The 20,241-nt window shown below is 59.2% G+C and carries 19 protein-coding genes; 11 read left to right on the top strand and 8 right to left on the bottom strand.

Annotation, left to right across the window (positions count from 1 at the left end; translation table 11 throughout):
• Nucleotides 1–12 precede the first annotated feature (12 nt).
• The 4 genes from QRN50_RS04195 to ppx all read left to right on the top strand — a co-directional run bounded on the left by QRN50_RS04195 (nt 13) and on the right by ppx (nt 4,441).
• Nucleotides 13–678, top strand: coding sequence for an amino acid ABC transporter permease (locus QRN50_RS04195; RefSeq protein ID WP_003403260.1), 666 nt, complete (start codon nt 13–15; stop codon nt 676–678).
• Complete coding sequence (locus tag QRN50_RS04190) at nt 675–1,325, top strand: amino acid ABC transporter permease (RefSeq protein ID WP_032608017.1); 651 nt, start codon at nt 675–677, stop codon at nt 1,323–1,325. Before QRN50_RS04195 ends, QRN50_RS04190 begins: the two co-directional genes overlap by 4 nt.
• Nucleotides 1,312–2,046, top strand: a complete 735-nt coding sequence (locus QRN50_RS04185; RefSeq protein ID WP_003432251.1) for an amino acid ABC transporter ATP-binding protein — start codon at nt 1,312–1,314, stop codon at nt 2,044–2,046. The genes QRN50_RS04190 and QRN50_RS04185 overlap by 14 nt, the downstream gene beginning before the upstream one ends.
• Before the next feature lie 892 nt (nt 2,047–2,938).
• Complete coding sequence (ppx, locus tag QRN50_RS04180) at nt 2,939–4,441, top strand: exopolyphosphatase (RefSeq protein ID WP_003403846.1); 1,503 nt, start codon at nt 2,939–2,941, stop codon at nt 4,439–4,441.
• On the opposite strand, the gene ppk1 is transcribed toward ppx, so the two are convergent.
• Entirely contained in the window at nt 4,428–6,638 is a 2,211-nt protein-coding gene (ppk1, locus tag QRN50_RS04175; RefSeq protein ID WP_024643076.1) for a polyphosphate kinase 1, read from the bottom strand. The two genes, ppx and ppk1, sit on opposite strands and share 14 nt — an antisense overlap.
• Nucleotides 6,639–6,654: 16 nt before the next feature.
• Entirely contained in the window at nt 6,655–7,665 is a 1,011-nt protein-coding gene (hemB, locus tag QRN50_RS04170; protein ID WP_003403849.1) for a porphobilinogen synthase, read from the bottom strand.
• A gap of 231 nt (nt 7,666–7,896) precedes the next feature.
• Between hemB and QRN50_RS04165 the strand changes: the two genes are divergently transcribed.
• From QRN50_RS04165 to QRN50_RS04145, 5 genes are all read left to right on the top strand, one after another.
• The gene (locus tag QRN50_RS04165; RefSeq protein WP_011266302.1) at nt 7,897–8,559 is read left to right on the top strand and encodes a DedA family protein; all 663 of its coding nucleotides are present in this window, start codon (nt 7,897–7,899) and stop codon (nt 8,557–8,559) included.
• Nucleotides 8,560–8,745: 186 nt separating this feature from the next.
• Nucleotides 8,746–9,414, top strand: a complete 669-nt coding sequence (elbB, locus tag QRN50_RS04160) for an isoprenoid biosynthesis glyoxalase ElbB (protein ID WP_003403852.1) — start codon at nt 8,746–8,748, stop codon at nt 9,412–9,414.
• Nucleotides 9,415–9,536: 122 nt separating this feature from the next.
• On the top strand, nt 9,537–10,595 hold the full coding sequence (locus tag QRN50_RS04155) for a PA0069 family radical SAM protein (RefSeq protein ID WP_024652631.1): 1,059 nt from the start codon (nt 9,537–9,539) through the stop codon (nt 10,593–10,595).
• Nucleotides 10,596–10,802: 207 nt separating this feature from the next.
• Nucleotides 10,803–11,543 carry a carbonic anhydrase gene (locus QRN50_RS04150; RefSeq protein WP_003414103.1) on the top strand — a complete coding sequence of 247 codons (741 nt, stop codon included), beginning with the start codon at nt 10,803–10,805 and terminating at the stop codon, nt 11,541–11,543.
• 104 nt (nt 11,544–11,647) lie between these two features.
• On the top strand, nt 11,648–13,180 hold the full coding sequence (locus QRN50_RS04145; RefSeq protein ID WP_003403858.1) for a SulP family inorganic anion transporter: 1,533 nt from the start codon (nt 11,648–11,650) through the stop codon (nt 13,178–13,180).
• Nucleotides 13,181–13,300: 120 nt separating this feature from the next.
• On the opposite strand, the gene QRN50_RS04140 is transcribed toward QRN50_RS04145, so the two are convergent.
• Entirely contained in the window at nt 13,301–13,951 is a 651-nt protein-coding gene (locus QRN50_RS04140) for a hypothetical protein (RefSeq protein WP_011266299.1), read from the bottom strand.
• A gap of 248 nt (nt 13,952–14,199) precedes the next feature.
• On the opposite strand from QRN50_RS04140, the gene QRN50_RS04135 reads away from it, so the two are divergent.
• Nucleotides 14,200–14,691 (top strand): cytochrome c oxidase assembly protein, encoded by a 492-nt coding sequence (locus QRN50_RS04135; protein WP_024659404.1) that lies wholly within the window; start codon nt 14,200–14,202, stop codon nt 14,689–14,691.
• 69 nt (nt 14,692–14,760) lie between these two features.
• Nucleotides 14,761–15,393 (top strand): SCO family protein, encoded by a 633-nt coding sequence (locus tag QRN50_RS04130; protein ID WP_011266297.1) that lies wholly within the window; start codon nt 14,761–14,763, stop codon nt 15,391–15,393.
• Between the two features lie 6 nt (nt 15,394–15,399).
• On the opposite strand, the gene QRN50_RS04125 is transcribed toward QRN50_RS04130, so the two are convergent.
• The 5 genes from QRN50_RS04125 to QRN50_RS04105 form a co-directional block, all read right to left on the bottom strand.
• Nucleotides 15,400–15,885 carry a hypothetical protein gene (locus tag QRN50_RS04125; RefSeq protein WP_080267181.1) on the bottom strand — a complete coding sequence of 162 codons (486 nt, stop codon included), beginning with the start codon at nt 15,883–15,885 and terminating at the stop codon, nt 15,400–15,402.
• 17 nt (nt 15,886–15,902) lie between these two features.
• On the bottom strand, nt 15,903–17,135 hold the full coding sequence (locus tag QRN50_RS04120) for a DUF6861 domain-containing protein (protein ID WP_225650663.1): 1,233 nt from the start codon (nt 17,133–17,135) through the stop codon (nt 15,903–15,905).
• Between the two features lie 546 nt (nt 17,136–17,681).
• Entirely contained in the window at nt 17,682–18,455 is a 774-nt protein-coding gene (locus tag QRN50_RS04115; RefSeq protein WP_003403866.1) for a MetQ/NlpA family ABC transporter substrate-binding protein, read from the bottom strand.
• Between the two features lie 50 nt (nt 18,456–18,505).
• Nucleotides 18,506–19,180: a methionine ABC transporter permease gene (locus tag QRN50_RS04110; RefSeq protein ID WP_003317371.1), complete on the bottom strand. Its 675-nt coding sequence runs from the start codon at nt 19,178–19,180 to the stop codon at nt 18,506–18,508.
• Nucleotides 19,180–20,187: a methionine ABC transporter ATP-binding protein gene (locus tag QRN50_RS04105; RefSeq protein WP_011266296.1), complete on the bottom strand. Its 1,008-nt coding sequence runs from the start codon at nt 20,185–20,187 to the stop codon at nt 19,180–19,182. The genes QRN50_RS04110 and QRN50_RS04105 overlap by 1 nt, the downstream gene beginning before the upstream one ends.
• Between the last annotated feature and the right edge of the window lie 54 nt (nt 20,188–20,241).

The following is a 20,241-nucleotide window of genomic DNA, read 5'->3' as shown; positions in this document are numbered from 1 at the left end:
CAGGATTCACCCATGGCTTATCACTTCGACTTCACACCGGTCCTGCAGAACCTCGACGTGCTGTTGCGTGGGGCTCTGTTCACGCTGGAACTGACCGCTATAGGCACCTTGCTCGGTGTCAGCCTTGGCATTGTCGGTGCCGTCGTGAGGGCCTGGAAGATCCAGCCCTTTGCGACGATCTTCGCCATCTATGTCGAGCTGATCCGCAATACACCGTTTCTGGTCCAGCTGTTCTTCATTTTCTTCGGTCTGCCGTCGCTGGGCGTGCAGATCACGGAATGGCAGGCAGCGGTGCTGGCGATGGTTATCAACCTGGGTGCCTACTCGACCGAAATCGTGCGGGCGGGTATCCAGGCAATTCCCAAGGGCCAGCTTGAAGCATCGGCTGCGCTGGCGATGAGTCGCTACGAAGCCTTTCGCCACGTGGTGCTGGTTCCGGCGCTGGGCAAGGTCTGGCCGGCACTGAGCAGCCAGATCATCATCGTCATGCTCGGCTCGGCAGTCTGCTCGCAGATTGCCACTGAAGAGTTGAGCTTCTTTGCCAACTTCATTCAGTCACGCAACTTCCGCTCGTTCGAAACCTACATCGTGACCACGCTGATCTACCTGGCCATGGCGCTGTTGATCCGGCAACTGCTGGCCTGGATCGGACGTCGCTACATCTCGAGGAACCGCTGATGGATTTCACCCTCTGGGACATCGTGCGCAATCTGCTGATCGGCCTGCAATGGACCGTGGCCTTGTCGCTGGTGGCCTTCATCGGCGGCGGGCTGATCGGCTTGCTGATCATGGGCATGCGCACCTCGGAAAAATCCGGCCCGCGCGTGACCGCGAAACTCTATATAGAACTGTTTCAGGGCACGCCGCTGTTGATGCAGCTGTTTCTGGTGTTCTTCGGTGTCGCCCTGATGGGCCTGAACATTTCGCCCTGGGCGGCGGCGGCACTGGCCTTGACGCTGTTTACCAGCGCTTACCTTGCGGAGATCTGGCGTGGCTGCGTCGAATCAATCTCCAAGGGCCAGTGGGAAGCATCCGCGAGCCTGGCGCTGACCCCGTTCGAGCAGATGCGCTATGTGATTCTGCCGCAGGCGCTGCGCATCGCGGTCGCGCCGACGGTCGGCTTTTCCGTGCAAGTGGTCAAAGGCACAGCGGTGACGTCGATCATCGGCTTCACCGAACTGACCAAGACCGGCAGCATGCTGGCCAACGCTACGTTCGAACCTTTCATGGTCTATGGCTTCGTTGCTCTGGGCTACTTCATCCTGTGTTACCCCTTGTCGCTGTGCGCGCGCCATCTGGAAAGGAGACTGCATGCCTCTGCTTAGAATTTCCGCCCTGCATAAATACTATGGCGATCATCACGTGCTCAAAGGCATCGATCTATCGGTCGAAGAAGGCCAGGTCGTGGCGATCATCGGTCGCAGCGGCTCGGGCAAAAGCACCCTGTTGCGCACGCTCAACGGTCTGGAGTCGATCAATGACGGCGTGATCGAGGTCGATGGCGAATACCTGGACGCCGCACGCGCCGACCTGCGCACGCTGCGCCAGAAGGTCGGCATGGTGTTCCAGCAGTTCAACCTGTTCCCGCACCTGAGCGTGGGCGAGAACGTCATGCTGGCGCCGCAGGTCGTGCAGAAAGTACCGAAGGCCGAGGCCGCCAAACTGGCGAGGAAGATGCTCGAACGCGTCGGCCTGGGCGAGAAGTTCGACGCCTTCCCGGATCGCCTGTCCGGTGGTCAGCAGCAACGCGTGGCGATTGCCCGCGCGCTGGCGATGTCGCCCAAGGTACTGCTGTGCGACGAAATCACCTCGGCGCTGGACCCGGAACTGGTCAACGAAGTGCTCAGCGTGGTCCGCCAGCTGGCAGCCGATGGCATGACCCTGATCATGGTCACCCACGAAATGCGTTTCGCGCGTGAAGTGGGCGACAAGCTGGTGTTCATGCACCAGGGCAAGGTGCACGAAGTGGGCGACCCGAAAGAACTCTTTGCCAACCCGAAAACCCCGGAACTGGCGAACTTCATCGGCACAGTGGAGCACGCCTGACGCTGAACGCAGAGCGTCCGGAACAGCATGTCCACGCGAAGCGATCAGCGTTATACACAAACCCCGAAGAGCCTGGAAAAGGGCTGAAGCGGCAGTGTCTGGCTGGACAGAAATCTTTGTGGGAGTGAGCTTGCTCACGAAGGCGTTGGTCCAAACACCATATCTCTGGGGGCTGCACCGGCCTCTTCGCGAGCAAGCTCGCTCCCACGAAGACTGTGTATTACGCTGAGCGCGGAGCATGTTGCGGGCACTTATCGTTCCTCACGCTCCGCGTGGAAATGCATTTCGTGACGCTCCGCGTCACAGCTACATGCTGTATCGGGCTGGACAGAAATCCTGGTGGGAGTGAGCTTGCTCACGAAGACTTTGGTCCAAACGCCATATTTCCGGGGGCTGCACCGGCCTCTTCGCGAGCAAGCTCGCTCCCACGAAGACTGTGTATTACGCTGAGCGCGGAGCATGTTGCGGGCACTTATCGTTCCTCACGCTCCGCGTGGAAATGCATTTCGTGACGCTCCGCGTCACAGCTACATGCTGTATCGGGCTGGACAGAAATCCTGGTGGGAGTGAGCTTGCTCACGAAGGCGTTGCTCCAAACACCATATCTCCGGGGGCTGCACCGGCCTCTTCGCGAGCAAGCTCGCTCCCACGAAGACTGTGTATTACGCTGAGCGCGGCGCATAGACAAGATGGCGTTCTTAGGGATACCTCTCGTTCCGCACGCTTTAGCGTGGCAATGCATTTTGGTAACGCTCTGCGTCACATGGCATTGATAGCCATACGCCACGCGCGCGAGTAATACCGGGTATTTCCGGTGCCTGAACAGCTTCGCGTTGGCGGCAGGCATGGATCGTGGCACGATGGTCCGGTTATCGAACCGGATTTCCTGACCATGCCGCACTCAACACCCAAGAATTTTTCACTGATCGCCGCTATCGACCTGGGCTCCAACAGCTTTCATATGGTTGTGGCAAAAGCCAATCAGGGCGAGATTCGCATTCTTGAGCGCCTGGGCGAGAAGGTGCAGTTGGCCGCTGGCATCGACGAAGAGCGCCAGCTGACCGAAGAATCCATGCAGCGCGGTCTCGACTGCCTGAAACGTTTCGCCCAGTTGATCAACGGGCTGCCGCCCGGTGCGGTGCGCATCGTGGGCACCAATGCCCTGCGCGAGGCGCGTAACCGCAACGACTTCATTCACCGCGCCGAAGAAATTCTCGGCCACCCGGTGGAAGTGATTTCCGGTCGCGAGGAAGCGCGCCTCATTTACCTGGGCGTCTCCCACACGCTGGCCGACACCCCGGGCAAACGTCTGGTCGCCGACATCGGCGGCGGCAGTACCGAATTCATCATCGGCCAGCGCTTCGAGCCGCTGCTGCGTGAAAGCCTGCAGATGGGCTGCGTGAGTTTTACCCAGCGCTACTTCCGCGACGGCAAGGTGACACCGGCCCGTTACGCTCAGGCGTACACCGCTGCGCGCCTGGAAATCATGAGCATTGAACACGCGCTGCATCGCCTCAAGTGGGATGAAGCGATCGGCTCGTCAGGCACCATTCGTGCTATCGGTCTGGCGCTCAAGGCCAATGGTTACGGCGCTGGCGAGGTCAACGCCGAAGGGCTGGCCTGGCTCAAGCGCAAGCTGTTCAAGCTGGGTGACGTGGACAAGATCGACTTCGATGGCATCAAGCCCGACCGTCGCGCCATTTTTCCCGCAGGCCTGGCGATTCTGGAAGCCATCTTCGACGCCCTCGAACTCAAGCGCATGGATCACTGCGAAGGTGCCCTGCGTGAAGGCGTGCTGTACGACCTGATGGGCCGCCATCATCATGAAGACGTACGTGAACGCACACTCAGCTCGTTGATGGAGCGTTATCACGTCGATCTGGAACAGGCTGCACGCGTCGAAGCCAAGGCGCTGCATGCGCTGGAGCAGGTTGCCGAGAGCTGGGAATTGCAGCACGAGAGTTATGCCGAACTGCTGAGCTGGGCGGCCAAGGTGCACGAGATCGGCCTGGACATCGCCCACTATCACTACCACAAGCACGGCGCGTACCTGATCGAGCACTCGGACCTTGCCGGCTTCTCACGCGAAGACCAGCAAATGCTCGCACTGCTGGTGCGCGGTCATCGCCGTAATATTCCCAAGGACAAGTTCGCCGATTTCGGCGCTGAAGGCATCAAGCTGATTCGCCTGTGCGTGCTGTTGCGCTTTGCGATTCTGTTTCACCACATTCGCGGCACCCAGGAGATGCCGCGTGTGACGTTGCGTGCCGACGGCCCGAATCTGGACGCCGAATTCCCGAAAGGCTGGCTGGAAAACAATCAGCTGACTCAGGCCGACTTCGCCCTGGAAGCGGAGTGGCTGACCCGAGTCGGCATCGTCTTCAGCGTACGCTGAGGACCGGGTTGCTCAGGCGCTCCAGAAGGGTCGCCTGGGCGCTTCGCGGGTTCTGATTACCGGTCGGCGTGCTGCGCACGTAACGCCCGTCCGACTGCAACAGCCAGCTGTGGGTGTTGTCGGTCAGGTAGCTTTCCAGCTCCTTCTTCACACGCAGAATCAACTTCTTGCCTTCCACCGGGAAGCAGGTCTCGACGCGCTTGTCGAGGTTGCGCTCCATCCAGTCGGCACTCGACAGGAACATCTGCTCGTCGCCGCCATTGAGGAAGTAGAACACCCGCGTGTGCTCCAGGAAGCGGCCGATGATCGAGCGCACATGGATATTGTGCGAAACCCCGGCGATGCCCGGACGCAGGCAGCACATGCCGCGCACCACCAGATCGATGCGCACACCGGACTGGCTGGCCTTGTACAACGCCCGGATGATCTTCGGATCGGTCAGCGAGTTGAACTTGGCGATGATGTGCGCAGGTTTGCCATCGAGCGCAAATTGCGTCTCGCGGGCGATCATGTCGAGCATGCCTTTCTTGAGCGTGAACGGCGCGTGCAGCAGCTTCTTCATGCGCAGCGTCTTACCCATGCCGATCAACTGGCTGAACAGTTTGCCGACGTCTTCGCACAAGGCGTCATCGGAGGTCAGCAAGCTGTAGTCGGTATACAGACGTGCGTTACCGGCGTGGTAGTTGCCGGTCCCGAGATGCGCATAACGTACGATCTCGCCGGCTTCGCGACGCAGGATCAGCATCATCTTGGCGTGGGTCTTGAAGCCGACCACGCCGTAGATCACCACCGCACCGGCGGCCTGCAGGCGGCTGGCCAGTTGCAGGTTGGACTCTTCGTCGAAACGCGCACGCAACTCGATCACCGCAGTGACTTCCTTGCCGTTACGCGCGGCATCGACCAGTGCATCGACGATTTCCGAGTTCGCGCCGCTGCGATACAGCGTCTGGCGTACCGCCAGCACGTGCGGATCTTTTGCCGCCTGGCGCAGCAGGTCGACCACCGGCGTGAACGACTCGAAAGGGTGCAGCAACAGGATGTCCTGCTTGCTGACCACGCTGAAAACGTTTTCGCTGTTCTGCAGCAGCTTGGGGATGGCTGGCGTGAACGGCGGGTATTGCAATTCGGGGTGGCTGTCCAGGCCGGTGATGCTGAACAGACGCGTCAGGTTGACCGGGCCATTCACCTGATACAGCTCGGACTCGTGCAGGTTGAACTGCTTGAGCAGGTAGTCCGACAGGTGTTTCGGGCAGGTGTCCGCCACTTCCAGACGTACCGCATCACCATAGCGACGCGAGAACAGCTCGCCACGCAGTGCGCGCGCCAGGTCTTCCACATCTTCGGAGTCCAGCGCCAGGTCGGCGTTGCGGGTCAGGCGGAACTGGTAGCAGCCCTTGACCTTCATGCCCTGAAACAGATCGTCAGCGTGGGCGTGGATCATCGACGACAGGAACACGAAGTTATCGCCAGGCCCGCAGACCTCTTCCGGCACCTTGATCACACGCGGCAGCAGACGCGGCGCGGGAATGATCGCAAGACCGGAGTCGCGCCCGAAGGCATCGATACCTTCAAGCTCGACGATGAAGTTCAGGCTCTTGTTGACCAGCAACGGGAACGGGTGCGTCGGGTCGAGACCGATCGGGGTGATGATCGGCGCGATCTCGTCGCGGAAGTAGCGTCGTACCCAGGCCTTGAGCTTGGCCGTCCAGTGACGGCGACGAATGAAGCGGACCTGATGTTTCTCCAGCTCCGGCAGCAGAATGTCGTTGAGGATCGCGTACTGACGATCCACATGACCGTGGACCAGCTCGCTGATCCTGGCCAGCGCCTGATGCGGCTGCAGACCGTCGGCGCCCGCCTGTTCACGGGCAAAGGTGATCTGCTTCTTCAGGCCTGCAACACGAATCTCGAAGAACTCATCGAGGTTGCTGGAGAAGATCAGCAGAAACTTCAGCCGCTCCAGCAACGGGTAGGACTCATCGAGCGCCTGTTCCAGAACCCGGATATTGAACTGCAGTTGCGACAGTTCACGGTGGATATACAGGCTGCTGTCGTCCAGGTTGGGCGCGACGATAGCGGGCACCAGAGCGGCGGGTGCCTCGATGGCCGGGATTACTTCGATGTCAGGTTCGACCACGGGCGTTGCCTCCGGGACATCGACTTGAACAGCGGCTTCGATGAGTGCTTCGGTATTCATGAATGTTCCTGTGAGGCTATTGCCCCTTCAACAGTTGAGCGGCGCGAACAGCAAAGTAGGTAAGGATGCCGTCGGCGCCGGCGCGTTTGAAGGCAGTGAGGGATTCGAGAATCACCCCTTCACTCAGCCAACCGTTCTGGATTGCGGCCATGTGCATCGCGTATTCACCGCTGACCTGATAAACAAAGGTCGGCACTTTGAACTCATCCTTGACCCTGTACAGAATGTCCAGATAAGGCATGCCTGGCTTGACCATGACCATGTCGGCGCCTTCGGCAAGGTCGGCCGCCACTTCGTGCAGGGCCTCGTTGCTGTTGGCCGGGTCCATCTGATAGGAGGCCTTGTTGGCCTTGCCCAGATTCAGGGAGGAACCCACCGCATCACGGAACGGGCCGTAGTAGGCACTGGCGTACTTGGCCGAATAGGCCATGATCCTGACATTGACATGCCCGGCCAGCTCCAGAGACTCGCGGATGGCCTGAATACGACCGTCCATCATGTCCGACGGAGCGATCACCTGAGCACCGGCATCGGCGTGCGACAGCGCCTGCTTCACCAGCGCGTCGACAGTGATGTCGTTCTGAACATAGCCCTCTTCGTCGAGGATGCCGTCCTGACCATGCGTGGTGAACGGGTCCAGCGCCACATCAGTGATGACGCCCAGCTCCGGGAAACGGTCACGCAGGGCGCGGGTCGCGCGCTGGGCGATGCCGTCCGGGTTCCAGGCTTCGGCGCCGTCGAGGGATTTCTTTTCCGGCGGTGTCACCGGGAACAGCGCCAGCGCAGGGATACCCAGCGCGACCCAGTGCTCGGCTTCCTTGAGCAACAGATCCACGCTCAAGCGCTCGACGCCAGGCATCGAGGCGATGGACTCACGACGGTTTTCACCATCGAGTACAAATACCGGAAGAATCAGATCGTCGACAGTGACAACGTTTTCACGCACCAGCCGACGGGAAAAGTCGTCGCGGCGATTACGGCGCAGACGAGTGAGAGGAAACAGGCGGTTAGCGGGGGTAAAGCTCACGGCGAGACTCCTGAGCCCGCTTACGCGGGCAAGCGCGACAGTTATAAGCCGCCATTATGACCAATGTGTGACAGTCATGGTTCGACCTGCGACTGCACGTCGCGGTCACGGCCTTTGAAGGGATAGGACCATTGTGGTTGCAAGAATCTTTAACGTCGAGACACATATGGACACTTTCATGATTGCCTTGGGCGCGTTAGGCTGCGCGTTCATTTCGCCAGCATCCAGACAATGCTCCAGAATTTCTTGAACGAATTCGGCTACTTCGCCCTGTTCCTCGGCACCTTTTTTGAAGGCGAGACCATTCTGGTTCTTGCCGGATTTCTGGCGTTTCGCGGATACATGGACCTCAACATCGTCATCCTCGTAGCCTTTTTTGGCAGTTATGCGGGTGACCAGTTGTGGTATTTCATGGGGCGCAAGCATGGCCGCAAGCTCCTGGCGCGCAAACCTCGCTGGCAACTCATGGGCGACAAGGCGCTGCGGCTGGTCCGCAAGCACCCGGACATCTGGGTGTTGGGCTTCCGCTTCGTGTACGGCCTGCGAACGGTCATGCCTGTGGCCATCGGCCTGTCGGGCTATCCCCCCGGGCGTTATCTCCTGCTGAACGGTATCGGCGCGGCTGTCTGGGCCGCAGCGCTGGGTTCAGCTGCCTACCATTTCGGCGCGGTGCTCGAAGGCTTGCTGGGCAACGTCAAGAAATATGAACTCTGGGTGCTGGGCGCACTGATACTGCTGGGGCTGGCCCTGTGGATACGCCGACGCATCAAGAACGCCCGTATCGCCCGTGAAGAGCGTGAAGAAAGGAGCCGCTTCTGCGCATCGGCAGCGGCCTCCGACCTGGAGGAGCCGATCACCGTGCCCGTCGACCTGACGAAAAAATCCGACGAATAAACGCTCAGTCCCCCTCCCGAGCGCAGGCTGACAGGCCTCGCTCGGCGACAGCGCGACCACCGCCCTCCCCATGCACCTTTGCACAACCAGCAATGCCTGAACTGAACACTCGGCCCGTTAAGCGATCAACTGAACAGACAAATTAAAACAAGCCTCAGGTTGATCGAGCAAAAGGAGCCGAAATCGATGCAGAAAAAAGTGGCTGTAATCCTCTCCGGCTGTGGCGTCTACGACGGTGCCGAGATTCACGAAAGCGTCCTCACCCTGCTGCGTCTGGATCAGCGCGGTGCGCAGGTTCAGTGCTTTGCGCCCGACATCACTCAGCATCATGTGGTCAATCACCTGACCGGTGAGGAAATGCCCGAGTCGCGCAATGTGCTGGTCGAGTCTGCGCGCATTGCACGCGGCGAAGTGAAGGACATCCGCGAAGCAAATGCCGAAGACTTTGACGCCCTGATCATCCCGGGCGGTTTTGGCTCGGCAAAGAATCTTTCCGACCTTGCCCTGCAAGGCCCGGCCTGCCAGGTCGAAGCCGGACTGCTGGAGCTCGCCGAGGCGTTTGCCGAAGCCGGCAAACCGGTCGGGCTGATCTGCATCACCCCGGCACTCGCGGCCAAGATCTATGGCCCCGGCGTTACCTGCACCATCGGCAACGACCCTGAAACCGCTGCGGCCATCACCAAAATGGGCGGCAGCCATGCGGAATGCGCCGTCGATGATATCGTCGAGGACGAAGCCCGAAAACTGGTCAGCACACCTGCCTACATGGTCGCCAAGAGCATCAGCGAGGCGGCCTCGGGCATCAACAAGCTGGTTGACCGCGTGCTGGAACTGACCCACGAGGGCGATGCCTGATCGTCTTCCTGCCTGCCCAAGGCACCGCCCGTCAGGCGGGCGGTGTTTTGCAGGCCGGCCATGGTGATTCATCCAGGCTTTATACTGTACTGTATGCATGAACAGTATAAGAGTAATGCCCGATGTCCAGCCCCTATCCGGTTCGTGGCCGAGGTACTGCCAGCAATCCGCATAACCGCTTCGCACCCAGTCAGTCGGTGGCCGAAGATGATGGCTGGTATCAGGAAGTGCCGCTTACGCAAGGCACCCAGGTCACCAGCGAAACAGCCAAAAGCATCATTACCCGCAACAGCTCGCCGGATATCCCCTTTGACAGGTCGATCAACCCTTACCGGGGCTGCGAGCACGGCTGCATCTATTGTTTCGCCAGACCCAGCCACGCCTACTGGGACATGTCGCCCGGCCTGGACTTCGAGACCAGGCTGATCGCCAAGACCAACGCGGCGGCGCTGCTCGAGCAGCAGCTGTCCAAGCCCGGCTACCGCTGCGCGCCCATTACCCTCGGGGCCAACACCGACCCCTACCAGCCAATCGAGCGTGAGTACCGCATCACCCGGGCGACGCTTGAGGTGTTACTGCGCTATCGGCATCCGGTCAGCATCATTACCAAAGGCTCGCTGATCCTGCGCGATCTGGATCTGCTGGCAGAGATGGCCAGGCTACGGCTGGTGTCGGTGTTCATCAGCCTGACCACACTGGATGACGAACTCAAATGCATCCTCGAACCCAGGGCTGCGGCGCCCAAGGCCCGCCTGCGGGCCATTCGGGTATTGCGCCAGGCGGGTGTCCCGGTCGGTGTGCTGTGTGCGCCGATGATCCCGATGATTAATGACAGCGAGCTGGAGGCACTGCTGAGCGAAGCGAAGGCTGCAGGCGCCCTTAGCGCCAGCTACGTGATGCTGCGCCTGCCGCTGGAAGTCGCGCCACTGTTCGACGAGTGGCTGAAGACGCATTACCCGCAACGCGCCGAGCATGTCATGAGTCTGATTCGTCAAAGTCGCGGCGGAGCCGTGTACGACAGCACGTTTGGTTCTCGAATGCGTGGCGAAGGACCGTTTGCCGACCTGCTGGCTCAACGCTATGCCCTGGCGATCAAACGGCTCGGATTGAACAAACGGGGTGGATTTGCACTCGATTGCGATGCGTTTTGTCCGCCGGGAGGGCAAATGTCGCTGCTGTGACGAACTTGGTACTATCGTGCAAACCCGCGTCCCAGAGCCATCGCATTCAGTTTCGTTTAAGCTTCGGCGATTAGTCTGTTACTCGGAGTGTCATCAGCGATAGCGCTCAAGGGATTTGTTCGTGATGCCCTTCAGAGAGGGATCACATCCGGCTCTGGTCAAACAGGCATGAAGAATCCACATCAATTCGTCAGAGAGGATGAAGACATGACAGACATCGGTAAACAGCATTCGGCTACGTCGTCCAGCACATCAAGCCATTCAGACAGCGCCGACGTAGCGTTGAAACATATCGTCGATGGCTTTGTGCATTTCCGTAAAGAGGTCTTCCCCCAGCAGGAAGAGCTGTTCAAGAAGCTGGCGACCGCTCAGTCGCCACGGGCCATGTTCATCACCTGCGCCGACTCGCGCATCGTGCCCGAATTGATTACCCAAAGCTCCCCGGGCGACCTGTTCGTGACGCGTAACGTCGGCAACGTCGTACCGCCGTATGGCCAGATGAACGGCGGCGTGTCCACCGCTCTGGAATACGCAGTGGTTGCACTGGGCGTGCAGCACATCATCGTTTGCGGACACTCTGACTGCGGCGCCATGCGCGCAGTGCTCAACCCTGACAGCCTGGACAAGATGCCTACGGTAAAAGCCTGGTTGCGCCATGCCGAGGTTGCCCGCACGGTGGTCGAGCAGAACTGCAGCTGCAGCGGCGAACTGGAAACCATGCAGGTCCTGACTCAGGAAAACGTGATTTCCCAGTTGCAACACCTGCGCACCCACCCTTCGGTCGCAGCGAAAATGGCCAGCGGCCAATTGTTCATTCACGGCTGGGTCTACAGCATCGAAACCAGCGAGATCCTGGCTTATGACGCCGAGCTCGATCGTTTCATACCGCTCGACGGTACGGGACCGACGCCGATGGCTTCACCGAAAGCACGCTTTTCAGCCGACTGATCACCAGTCCGACTGACGGCAAGCCCTTCTTTATCAGCTGATGGCGGCTGCGCAGGATGCGCGTCGCCCGTCTTGCCTCGTCTGAAGAATCCCGGAGAAGCGTCATGGGTATTACAGCATTGAAAACCGCTTTACCACGGGAGCTGCTCGCTTCCGTGGTCGTGTTCCTGGTCGCCCTGCCGCTGTGCATGGGGATCGCCATTGCATCCGGCATGCCTCCGGCCAAGGGTCTGATCACCGGCATCGTGGGCGGGCTGATAGTCGGCTGGATAGCCGGTTCGCCGTTGCAGGTCAGCGGTCCCGCAGCCGGTCTGGCAGTACTGGTTTTTGAAGTGGTACGCGAGCACGGCATGGCCATGCTGGGTCCTATCCTGGTACTCGCCGGATTGCTTCAGCTGCTGGCAGGTCGATTCAAGCTTGGTTGCTGGTTCCGGGTCACGGCACCTGCGGTGGTCTATGGCATGCTCGCCGGTATCGGCGTGTTGATCGTACTGTCACAGGCACACGTGATGTTCGACAGCGGTCCCAAACCCTCCGGGCTGGACAATCTGATCGCCTTCCCGTCCACACTGATCCAGGCCTTCGGGCCAGGCACCGGCATGCAGGCCGGTATGCTCGGTCTGGGCACCATGCTGATCATGTGGGGCTGGGAAAAACTCCGTCCGCAGTCTTTGCGCTTCGTACCCGGCGCACTGCTGGGCGTGGGTATCGCAACCGGTATCAGTCTGTTCATGGCCTTGCAGGTCAAGCGTGTCGAAGTGCCTGACAACCTGGCCGACGCCATCGACTGGCTTCGCCCGGCTGACCTGATGAACCTGGCCGATCCGGCCATTCTGGTTGCCGCTATCGTCGTAGCGTTCATCGCCAGTGCCGAGACGCTGCTTTCTGCGTCGGCAGTCGACCGCATGCACAGTGGCCAGCGTTCGGACTTCGACAAGGAGCTCAGCGCTCAAGGTGTGGGCAATATGCTCTGCGGCGTGCTCGGTGCATTGCCGATGACCGGCGTTATCGTGCGCAGTTCGGCCAACGTCCAGGCCGGTGCTACCACGCGCTTCTCGACGATCTTCCACGGCCTGTGGCTGCTGGCGTTCGTATTGCTGCTGTCGAGCGTGCTGCAAAGCATTCCGGTCGCGAGTCTGGCTGGCGTGCTGGTCTACACCGGTCTGAAGCTGGTCGATCTGAAGGCATTTCGTGGTCTGGGCCGCTATGGCCGGATGCCGATGTTCACGTATGCGGCGACTGCCGTGGCGATCATCTTCACCGACCTGCTGACCGGTGTACTGGTCGGTTTCGGCCTGACCCTGGTGAAGCTGGCGTTCAAGGCTTCGCGTCTGAAGATCAATGTGGTCGAACTGGCGGGCGAGAAGGAATTCGAGCTGCGTCTGGTCGGTGCCGCAACCTTCCTCAAGGTACCGGCGCTGACTCAGGCACTGGGCACTATCCCACAGGGCAGCACGGTGCATGTGCCGTTGGGCAATCTGTCCTACATCGACCACTCGTGTCTGGAACTGCTGGAAGAATGGGGTCGTTCCAATGCCGCTCATGGCACCCGGTTGCTTATCGAACCGCGGGGCTTGAAGCGTCGTCTTGAAGGGCGGATCTACACCACAACGGGGATCGGCTCGGGCGCAGCCTGATAGTCGCCACCCTGTTATCACAGCTCTGGAAACATGGGAGCCGGATGGGTCTTCGCGTAGCAGCGGAGCGATATCCGGCTCCTTCCATTGCCGGCGAAGACAGTGATTCGGGCCTCTGAATCAGACCGCGGAGCGCTCCAGCTCCAGGCCGACGCCCAATTGCCGTGACAGGCTTGGCCAGCGCTGCCAGGCCGCTCCTGTTTCAGGGCTGATCAGCTTCTCGCGGTAGGCCTCGACCGAGTCCAGCGCGAAACTCTCTTCATCAAGCAACTCGTCGACGGCATGGTGAACCGCTTCGTCCAGCTGGTTGGCAAATTGCTCGCCGATCAACTGGTGGGCAATCACGCTGGCAACCGTGGTATTTGACGGTATCAGCGGCTGACCGAAATGCTTGATGTACAGGTCATTCACTTCCTCGACCAACCGGTGGGCCAGATAAGCCTCGTCCAGCAGGCTTTCCAGGCCTTCATGCCCATCCATGATGGAAGGTGGGGCCGCGAAAAAATGCTCGGCGATTTTCAGCACCGGCTTTATCTGACCTTCGATCCCGGCTTCCAGCGCGACCTCATGAGCTGCGTCCAGCAGATCGGGTACCAGATCGATGTAGGCCGTGACGAAGCGCGCCAGAACATCTTTCGCATCGACTTCCGGCAGGTGGATGGCAGGATGGAGATGTGGGAGCTTTTGTGCCAACTGTTGCAGCAAGTGGCCGGTCCGGGCCTCATGTTGATGGGCTAGTTGTATCTGCTCGCGCAATGCGGCGGTATTCATGGCTGCTGGGACTCCTGGAGGCGTCAGGCCCCGTGGTTGGTTGATGGAAAGTCATACGTTAGCTTGCTTAACTAAATGCCTAAGACGGTTTTGCTATATGTGACTCACATTTAGATACATTGGCTATATACGGCTGCCGTGCCCGGCCATGAGGGCGCGCTGCAGCTCGCGTTTTGAATAAGCAGGCTACTCTGAAGTCGCCCGCAGCTCTTTCGACACGCTGTCCGACATAAAAAAGTGAGCCACGCATGAGCCAGCCTCTTTTGTCCAAACGGCTCGTCCTGCGTTTGACGTGCTTAATAGTGATCATGCTGATAGGTGGATTGGCATTGCCGTCGCTCTATGGCGTGCTGACCGGACATGACAATGCCCTACCGGGTGAGGACGCTTCGCGCCAGGTCAAGGTGCAGTTCACCGCCAGCAACGTTGCCGGAATGACCTGGGCCTTTTATCCACAAGCCAGCCAGATGCAGGTCCATCCCGGCACGGTCAACGAGATGATCTTCATCGCGCAGAACCCGACCGACAGACCGATGAAAGCCCAGGCCGTCCCGGGTATTTCGCCCGGAAAAGCGGCAGCGTGGTTTCACAAGACCGAATGTTTCTGCTTCACGCAACAGACATTGCAGCCGGGCGAGCGCATCGAGATGCCGGTGCGCTTCATCATCGACCGGGACATGCCCGACGATGTAAAACACCTGACGCTGGCCTATACGCTGTTCGATGTCACCACGCCCTAGACCTAGGCTCGGCGCGCAATATAGGCCATCATCCCCGGCCGCACGCCGATCACTACTCGCACTGACACCATGACCCGTACTCAGAAAAGCGTTTTCATTGCTGCCGCCATCGTCGCCCTGATTCTGGGTGTGATTCTCAGTCAGGTGCTGCCTGGCCGCAGCTCACAGGATCAGGCGGCGCTCAACGACGCCGGTATTGTCCTGCTCCCCAAAAGCCGCCAATTGCCGGCCTTGAGCATGACCGACCAGAACGGCGCGGCCGTGCCCCTTGATGGCTTGAAAGACCAATGGACGCTGATGTTCTTCGGCTACACCTTCTGCCCGGACATCTGCCCCACGACCCTGGCGCAGATCAAGCAGATCAGGTCCGAGCTGCCCGAAGAGACAGTCAAGCGCATGCGGGTAGTGCTGGTCAGCGTCGACCCGAACCGCGACACACCGCAGCAGCTCAAGCAATACCTGGGCTACTTCGACCCGCAGTACATCGGCCTGACGGCACCTGTCGCTGATATCCAGACACTGGCCAATGCCGTGAGCATCCCGTTCATTCCGGCCGATACCGGTAAACCGAACTACTTCGTCGACCACAGCGGTAACCTGGCCCTGATCGGCCCGGACGGCACGCAGCGCGGCTTTATCCGCGCACCGCTGAACAACAGGAAGCTGGTGAAGCAATTGCCGGGGTTGCTGGGAAGGGATTAGACCAGCTCAACCGCCGTGAGGCTTCCAGAGAATGGCATAAGGCAGCTCATTATCGATACTCGTAGGCGACCGAAAATAATAAACAGCCGATGAGCTTTCCAAACTCTTATGAACAAAGGCACCATCAGACATTACACGATAAGATGCGTATTCCATAAATTTCTGAGAGCCTTTGAAGTCTAAAGCTTCTCTTATCTGGCTGTAAGTACTGCCCGCACCAACCGGAAGCAATTCAGGCGGAGGCATACCTTCAGCGTTATCATCACCTTCAACATCTTTATAATAAGCTCTTCGAAATGCACGCTCACTGGCAGCCCAGTAAAAAGACAGCAAACAAAGTTTGCCATCTGTATCATCACTTGAGGCATCAACCAATAAATATTGCTCCTCTGAAACTTTATATGCATCGTCCTCCATCGGTAGAACGGATGCCTCCCGCACGTCGATAATTTCTCCGGCTTTCATCCTGCACAACGATACCCAATTTTGCATTCTCTTATGCCTCACACTTATTGCGGCCATTTTAATAGACGACCTTCAACCCTGCCAGCCTTAAGCGCTTTTTCTGCAGCTACTTTAGCTTGGCCCTCGGGCATGTTTCTGACAGAACTTATGATTTCTGCCTGCCACGCCTGTAACTTTGAAGGTGGTAAAGAAGCTGGATAGCTTCCGCCTGGAGCACGGTATTTTGCATCCCAAACAATCACTGAACGTGATGCTGGATCGTAGGTAATGTAATCTGCGCCTGGTAACGATGCTTTGCCTGGTGCTGATATAGGTATTTGTCCTGACTCAATCACTTGAGCCCAACCACGTGCCTCTCCGATTGCACCGTTCAATTCAGAATACGGACTGCGGCCGCTATTAACTTTTGCAAGGACTTCCGGTTCAGCTTGATTCATCGCATTGGCATTTGCTCCAGGGCGATCAGCTACCTGCTGCAGAGAGGATTCCGGTATATCAAACGGGCCTCGGCGCGGCTCCGGCTTTTGCAAATCATGACGTTTCTTGAGCGCGTCCTCGTGCTCCAGCATCCACTGGGCCAGTCGTTCTCCTTTGGGGCTGGCTCGCATTTCCTGTGCGAGGAGACCTGCGTTGCCTCGGCCACGTGTCAGGTATTCAACCACCGCCCCCAGCAACAGCATCACTACTTCCACGTGGCCTTTTGCAATGTCTTGAGTTGCGCTGTTCTGGGCGTACGGATCGTCACTCATGAACGGGTTATGTCCTCGCTCGCGAGGTCCTCGCCATGCTGTTTTAATGCCGCTCAAGTAATAGCCGATGATGCGCGGGAAGCCATCGACGACGTATTCGGCGATGGACTTAAGACCCAGCACTCCCAAAATGAACGTACTGGCCTGTAATCCCAGCGCAGTACCAAGAGCACCACCGGGATAAGCACCTATCCCGAAGAAAGCCGAGCCAACGCCTGCGCCGATCAAGCCTCCCGTAAACGCACTGCCCACTACAATCATGGCCATTTGCGCAACGACGTCGATCAAGTCCTTGATAATGATGGAGATGTCGAGGTCAGAGAAACGCCTTACCAATACGCGACCAGCCTCCCACTCGGCAAGGACAAACGCCCTTCTGACGCAGTCAAAACGACGAATGATCAGTGATCGCGAAGGTGCAGGTTCGTTAAGATGATTCCGAAAATGGCCGCCGGGCTGATACCCCATGTCGTGGTCCAGCCTCTGTCGCAATTCACTCCACGAAGGCAGCATACGGAAAAAGAACATTCAGCGTCTCCCTGACAACTCTTGATACAGCTAATGCGCAAGCAACCTAACAGAAGAAGTGCAAAAAAATCCGAGGGCCACGTGAAATCCGCAAAACTCGGAAAATTCTTACATTAGCTTGGGTTAATCAAAGGCCTACCTGTGCCCGGGCCTACGCAAGGCGTGCGGTGCAGGGATGAAGGGCACCTTAATCACCGTCCCCGCCTTACGTGCTCATTGTCATACTTGGATCAGAAAAGGCACGAAAAACGGCTTATGCCTGGGGGCGTGGGAGATTCAGGAGATAACGACAGCTGCAACGGGCTGCGAAGCGACTATAAGACCTGCTTCGGATTTGCCTGTCTTCCATCTTGCGAGGTCACGGCATGCAACTCCGCCTGCTCGTGCGGCCCGAGGCAGGCGTAATGGCTGCAATGTGACGCGGAGCGTCCCGAAGGGCGCTACCACGCAGAGCGTAGGAGCGATAGAGCGCTCCAGAATGCACCCGACGCTCTGCGTCGCAAGGGACGCAGAGCACTGGCGCGAGAACCGCAAGGTGCGATCAGATCAGAACGCCGGCAACACCGCGCCTTTGTACTTCTCGGCCAGGAAGGTTTTCACTTCCGGGCTCTGCAAGGCGGCTACCAGCTTCTTCATCGCGTCAGAATCCTTGTTGTCCGGGCGGGCGACGAGAATGTTCGCGTAGGGCGAATCGGCACCTTCGAGGATCAGCGCGTCCTTGGTCGGGTCAAGCTTGGCGCTCAGGGCGTAGTTGGTGTTGATCAGCGCCAGATCGACCTGAGTCAGCACGCGGGGCAGCGTGGCCGCTTCCAGTTCACGGAATTTCAGGTTTTTCGGGTTATTCACCACATCCGAAGGCTTGGACAGGATGTTGCCCGGTTCCTTCAGAGTGATCAGGCCTGCCTTGGCCAGCAGCAGCAAGGCGCGGCCTTCGTTGGTGGCATCGTTGGGCAGGGCGACATTGGCATCATTGGGCAGCTCTGCCAGCGTCTTGAACTTCTCCGAGTAAGCGCCGAAAGGCTCGATGTGAACCTTGGCCACAGCCACCAGATCAGTGCCTTTGCCCTTGTTGAACTCATCCAGGTACGGCTGGTGCTGGAAGAAGTTCGCGTCCATACGGTTCTGCGACACCTGCACGTTAGGCTGGATGTAGTCATTGAACACCTTGATGTTCAGGTCCACGCCTTCTTTGGCCAGGGTCGGTTTGACGAACTCGAGGATCTCGGCGTGCGGCACGGCAGAGGCCGCGACGGTCAGGGTTTCGTTGGCCTGCGCGGACAAGGCGGTGACAGCGGCGAATATGGCCAATAGTTTTTTCATGCAACAACTCCTTTGGGCCCGCACAGGCGGGCCAATACCAACGGATTCGATCAACGATGTGTGAAATGCGCGACCAGTCTGTCGCCGATGGTCTGCAGAATCTGCACCAGCACCAGCAACAATACGACCGTCACGAACATCACATCGTTCTGGAATCGTTGATAACCATAACGGATCGCCAGGTCGCCCAGCCCGCCAGCGCCCACGGCACCGGCCATGGCCGTGAACGACACCAGCGCAATGGCGGTCACCGTGATCGCCGCCAGAATGCCGGGGCGCGCCTCGGGCAACAGCGCCTTGACGATGATCTGCCGAGTCGTCGCGCCCATGGCCTGCGTGGCTTCGATGATGCCGCGATCCACTTCGCGCAGTGCGGTCTCTACCAGACGCGCAAAGAACGGCGTGGCGCCGGCGATCAGCGGCGGCAAGGTGCCGAGGATACCCAGTGACGTACCGGTAATGATCTCGGTCAACGGCATCATCACGATCAGCAGGATGATGAACGGCAGCGCGCGCAGCATGTTGACGATCACCCCGACCGTCGCATACAGCTGCTTGTGCTCCAGCAACTGACGCGGCGAGGTGAGAAACATCAGCACGCCCAGCGGCAGGCCGAGCAGGATGGTGAAACCGAGCGATACACCGAGCATGATCAGCGTGTCGCCAGTGGCCACCCAGATCTCGTACCAGTCGACATTGGAAAACAGGTTCAGAAAAGCGTCCATCAGCGCAGCACCTCCATATGAACATCAGCGGCGGTGAAGCGCGCGAAGGCAGCGTCCATGTCGCCGCCGGTGACGGCCAGCGTCAACTGCCCGTAAGGGGTGTCCTTGATGCGGTCGATACGACCGGCAAGGATGCTGTAATCGACGCCGGTTTCCCGCGCTACCGTGCCGAGCAACGGCGCGTAGGTGGCCTCGCCCTGAAACGTCAGACGCACGATACGGCCTTGAACGTGAGCGAAGTCGTCACGCTGCTCGTTTTCGTCGATCTGCTCGTCTTCCTGCACAAAGCGCCTGGTCGTGGCGTGCTGCGGATGCAGAAACACATCAGCGACCTTGCCATGCTCGACAATCACCCCGGCGTCCATGACGGCCACCTGATCGCAGACGCGACGAATCACGTCCATTTCATGGGTAATGAGCACGATGGTCAGCTTCAGCTCGCGATTGATCTCGGCCAGCAGTTGCAGAACCGACGCAGTGGTCTGCGGGTCCAGCGCGCTGGTGGCTTCATCGCAGAGCAGGATTTTGGGCTTGGTAGCCAGTGCGCGGGCGATGCCGACGCGCTGCTTCTGGCCGCCCGACAGTTGTGCCGGGTACTTCTTGGCGTGATCGGACAACCCGACCCGTTCCAGCAATTCGGCCACGCGCTGGTCGATCTGCTTGCGCGGCATATCGCCTGCCAGGGTCAGCGGCATGGCGACGTTGTCGGCCACGGTTCTGGACGCCAGCAGATTGAAGTGCTGGAAGATCATCCCGACCTGTTGGCGGAAGCGGCGCAGGCCGTTGGCATCGAGCGCAGTGACGTCTTCGCCATCGACCACGATCTGTCCGCCACTGGGGGTTTCCAGGCGGTTGATCAGGCGCAGCAGGGTACTTTTGCCCGCGCCGGAGTGGCCGATGATGCCGAACACCTGGCCGCTGTCGACGCGCAGGCTGGTGGGGTGCAGGGCCGGTATTTCCTTGCCTGCCACCCGATAGGTTTTGTGGACGTTATGAAACTCGATCACGGAGCGAACCTTGTGGGGCGCGTTAAAAAATCAGCGCAGTGGCTAGAGCACCAC

It is taken from the genome of Pseudomonas sp. MEJ108, assembly GCF_030208985.1.
GTDB lineage: Bacteria > Pseudomonadota > Gammaproteobacteria > Pseudomonadales > Pseudomonadaceae > Aquipseudomonas > Aquipseudomonas fragariae.
Note: the sequence above shows the minus strand (reverse complement) of the source record. Positions and strands in the feature narration are given on the sequence as shown.

Excerpts from the sequence above, each read along its gene's own strand:
- QRN50_RS04195 (WP_003403260.1), top strand. The coding sequence starts at position 13 with ATGGCTTATCACTTCGACTTCACACCGGTCCTGCAGAACCTCGACGTG.
- QRN50_RS04185 (WP_003432251.1), top strand. The coding sequence starts at position 1,312 with ATGCCTCTGCTTAGAATTTCCGCCCTGCATAAATACTATGGCGATCAT.
- ppx (WP_003403846.1), top strand. The coding sequence starts at position 2,939 with ATGCCGCACTCAACACCCAAGAATTTTTCACTGATCGCCGCTATCGAC.
- ppk1 (WP_024643076.1), bottom strand. The coding sequence starts at position 6,638 with ATGAATACCGAAGCACTCATCGAAGCCGCTGTTCAAGTCGATGTCCCG.
- QRN50_RS04165 (WP_011266302.1), top strand. The coding sequence starts at position 7,897 with ATGCTCCAGAATTTCTTGAACGAATTCGGCTACTTCGCCCTGTTCCTC.
- elbB (WP_003403852.1), top strand. The coding sequence starts at position 8,746 with ATGCAGAAAAAAGTGGCTGTAATCCTCTCCGGCTGTGGCGTCTACGAC.
- QRN50_RS04155 (WP_024652631.1), top strand. The coding sequence starts at position 9,537 with ATGTCCAGCCCCTATCCGGTTCGTGGCCGAGGTACTGCCAGCAATCCG.
- QRN50_RS04150 (WP_003414103.1), top strand. The coding sequence starts at position 10,803 with ATGACAGACATCGGTAAACAGCATTCGGCTACGTCGTCCAGCACATCA.
- QRN50_RS04145 (WP_003403858.1), top strand. The coding sequence starts at position 11,648 with ATGGGTATTACAGCATTGAAAACCGCTTTACCACGGGAGCTGCTCGCT.
- QRN50_RS04140 (WP_011266299.1), bottom strand. The coding sequence starts at position 13,951 with ATGAATACCGCCGCATTGCGCGAGCAGATACAACTAGCCCATCAACAT.
- QRN50_RS04135 (WP_024659404.1), top strand. The coding sequence starts at position 14,200 with ATGAGCCAGCCTCTTTTGTCCAAACGGCTCGTCCTGCGTTTGACGTGC.
- QRN50_RS04130 (WP_011266297.1), top strand. The coding sequence starts at position 14,761 with ATGACCCGTACTCAGAAAAGCGTTTTCATTGCTGCCGCCATCGTCGCC.
- QRN50_RS04125 (WP_080267181.1), bottom strand. The coding sequence starts at position 15,885 with ATGCAAAATTGGGTATCGTTGTGCAGGATGAAAGCCGGAGAAATTATC.
- QRN50_RS04120 (WP_225650663.1), bottom strand. The coding sequence starts at position 17,135 with ATGTTCTTTTTCCGTATGCTGCCTTCGTGGAGTGAATTGCGACAGAGG.
- QRN50_RS04115 (WP_003403866.1), bottom strand. The coding sequence starts at position 18,455 with ATGAAAAAACTATTGGCCATATTCGCCGCTGTCACCGCCTTGTCCGCG.
- QRN50_RS04110 (WP_003317371.1), bottom strand. The coding sequence starts at position 19,180 with ATGGACGCTTTTCTGAACCTGTTTTCCAATGTCGACTGGTACGAGATC.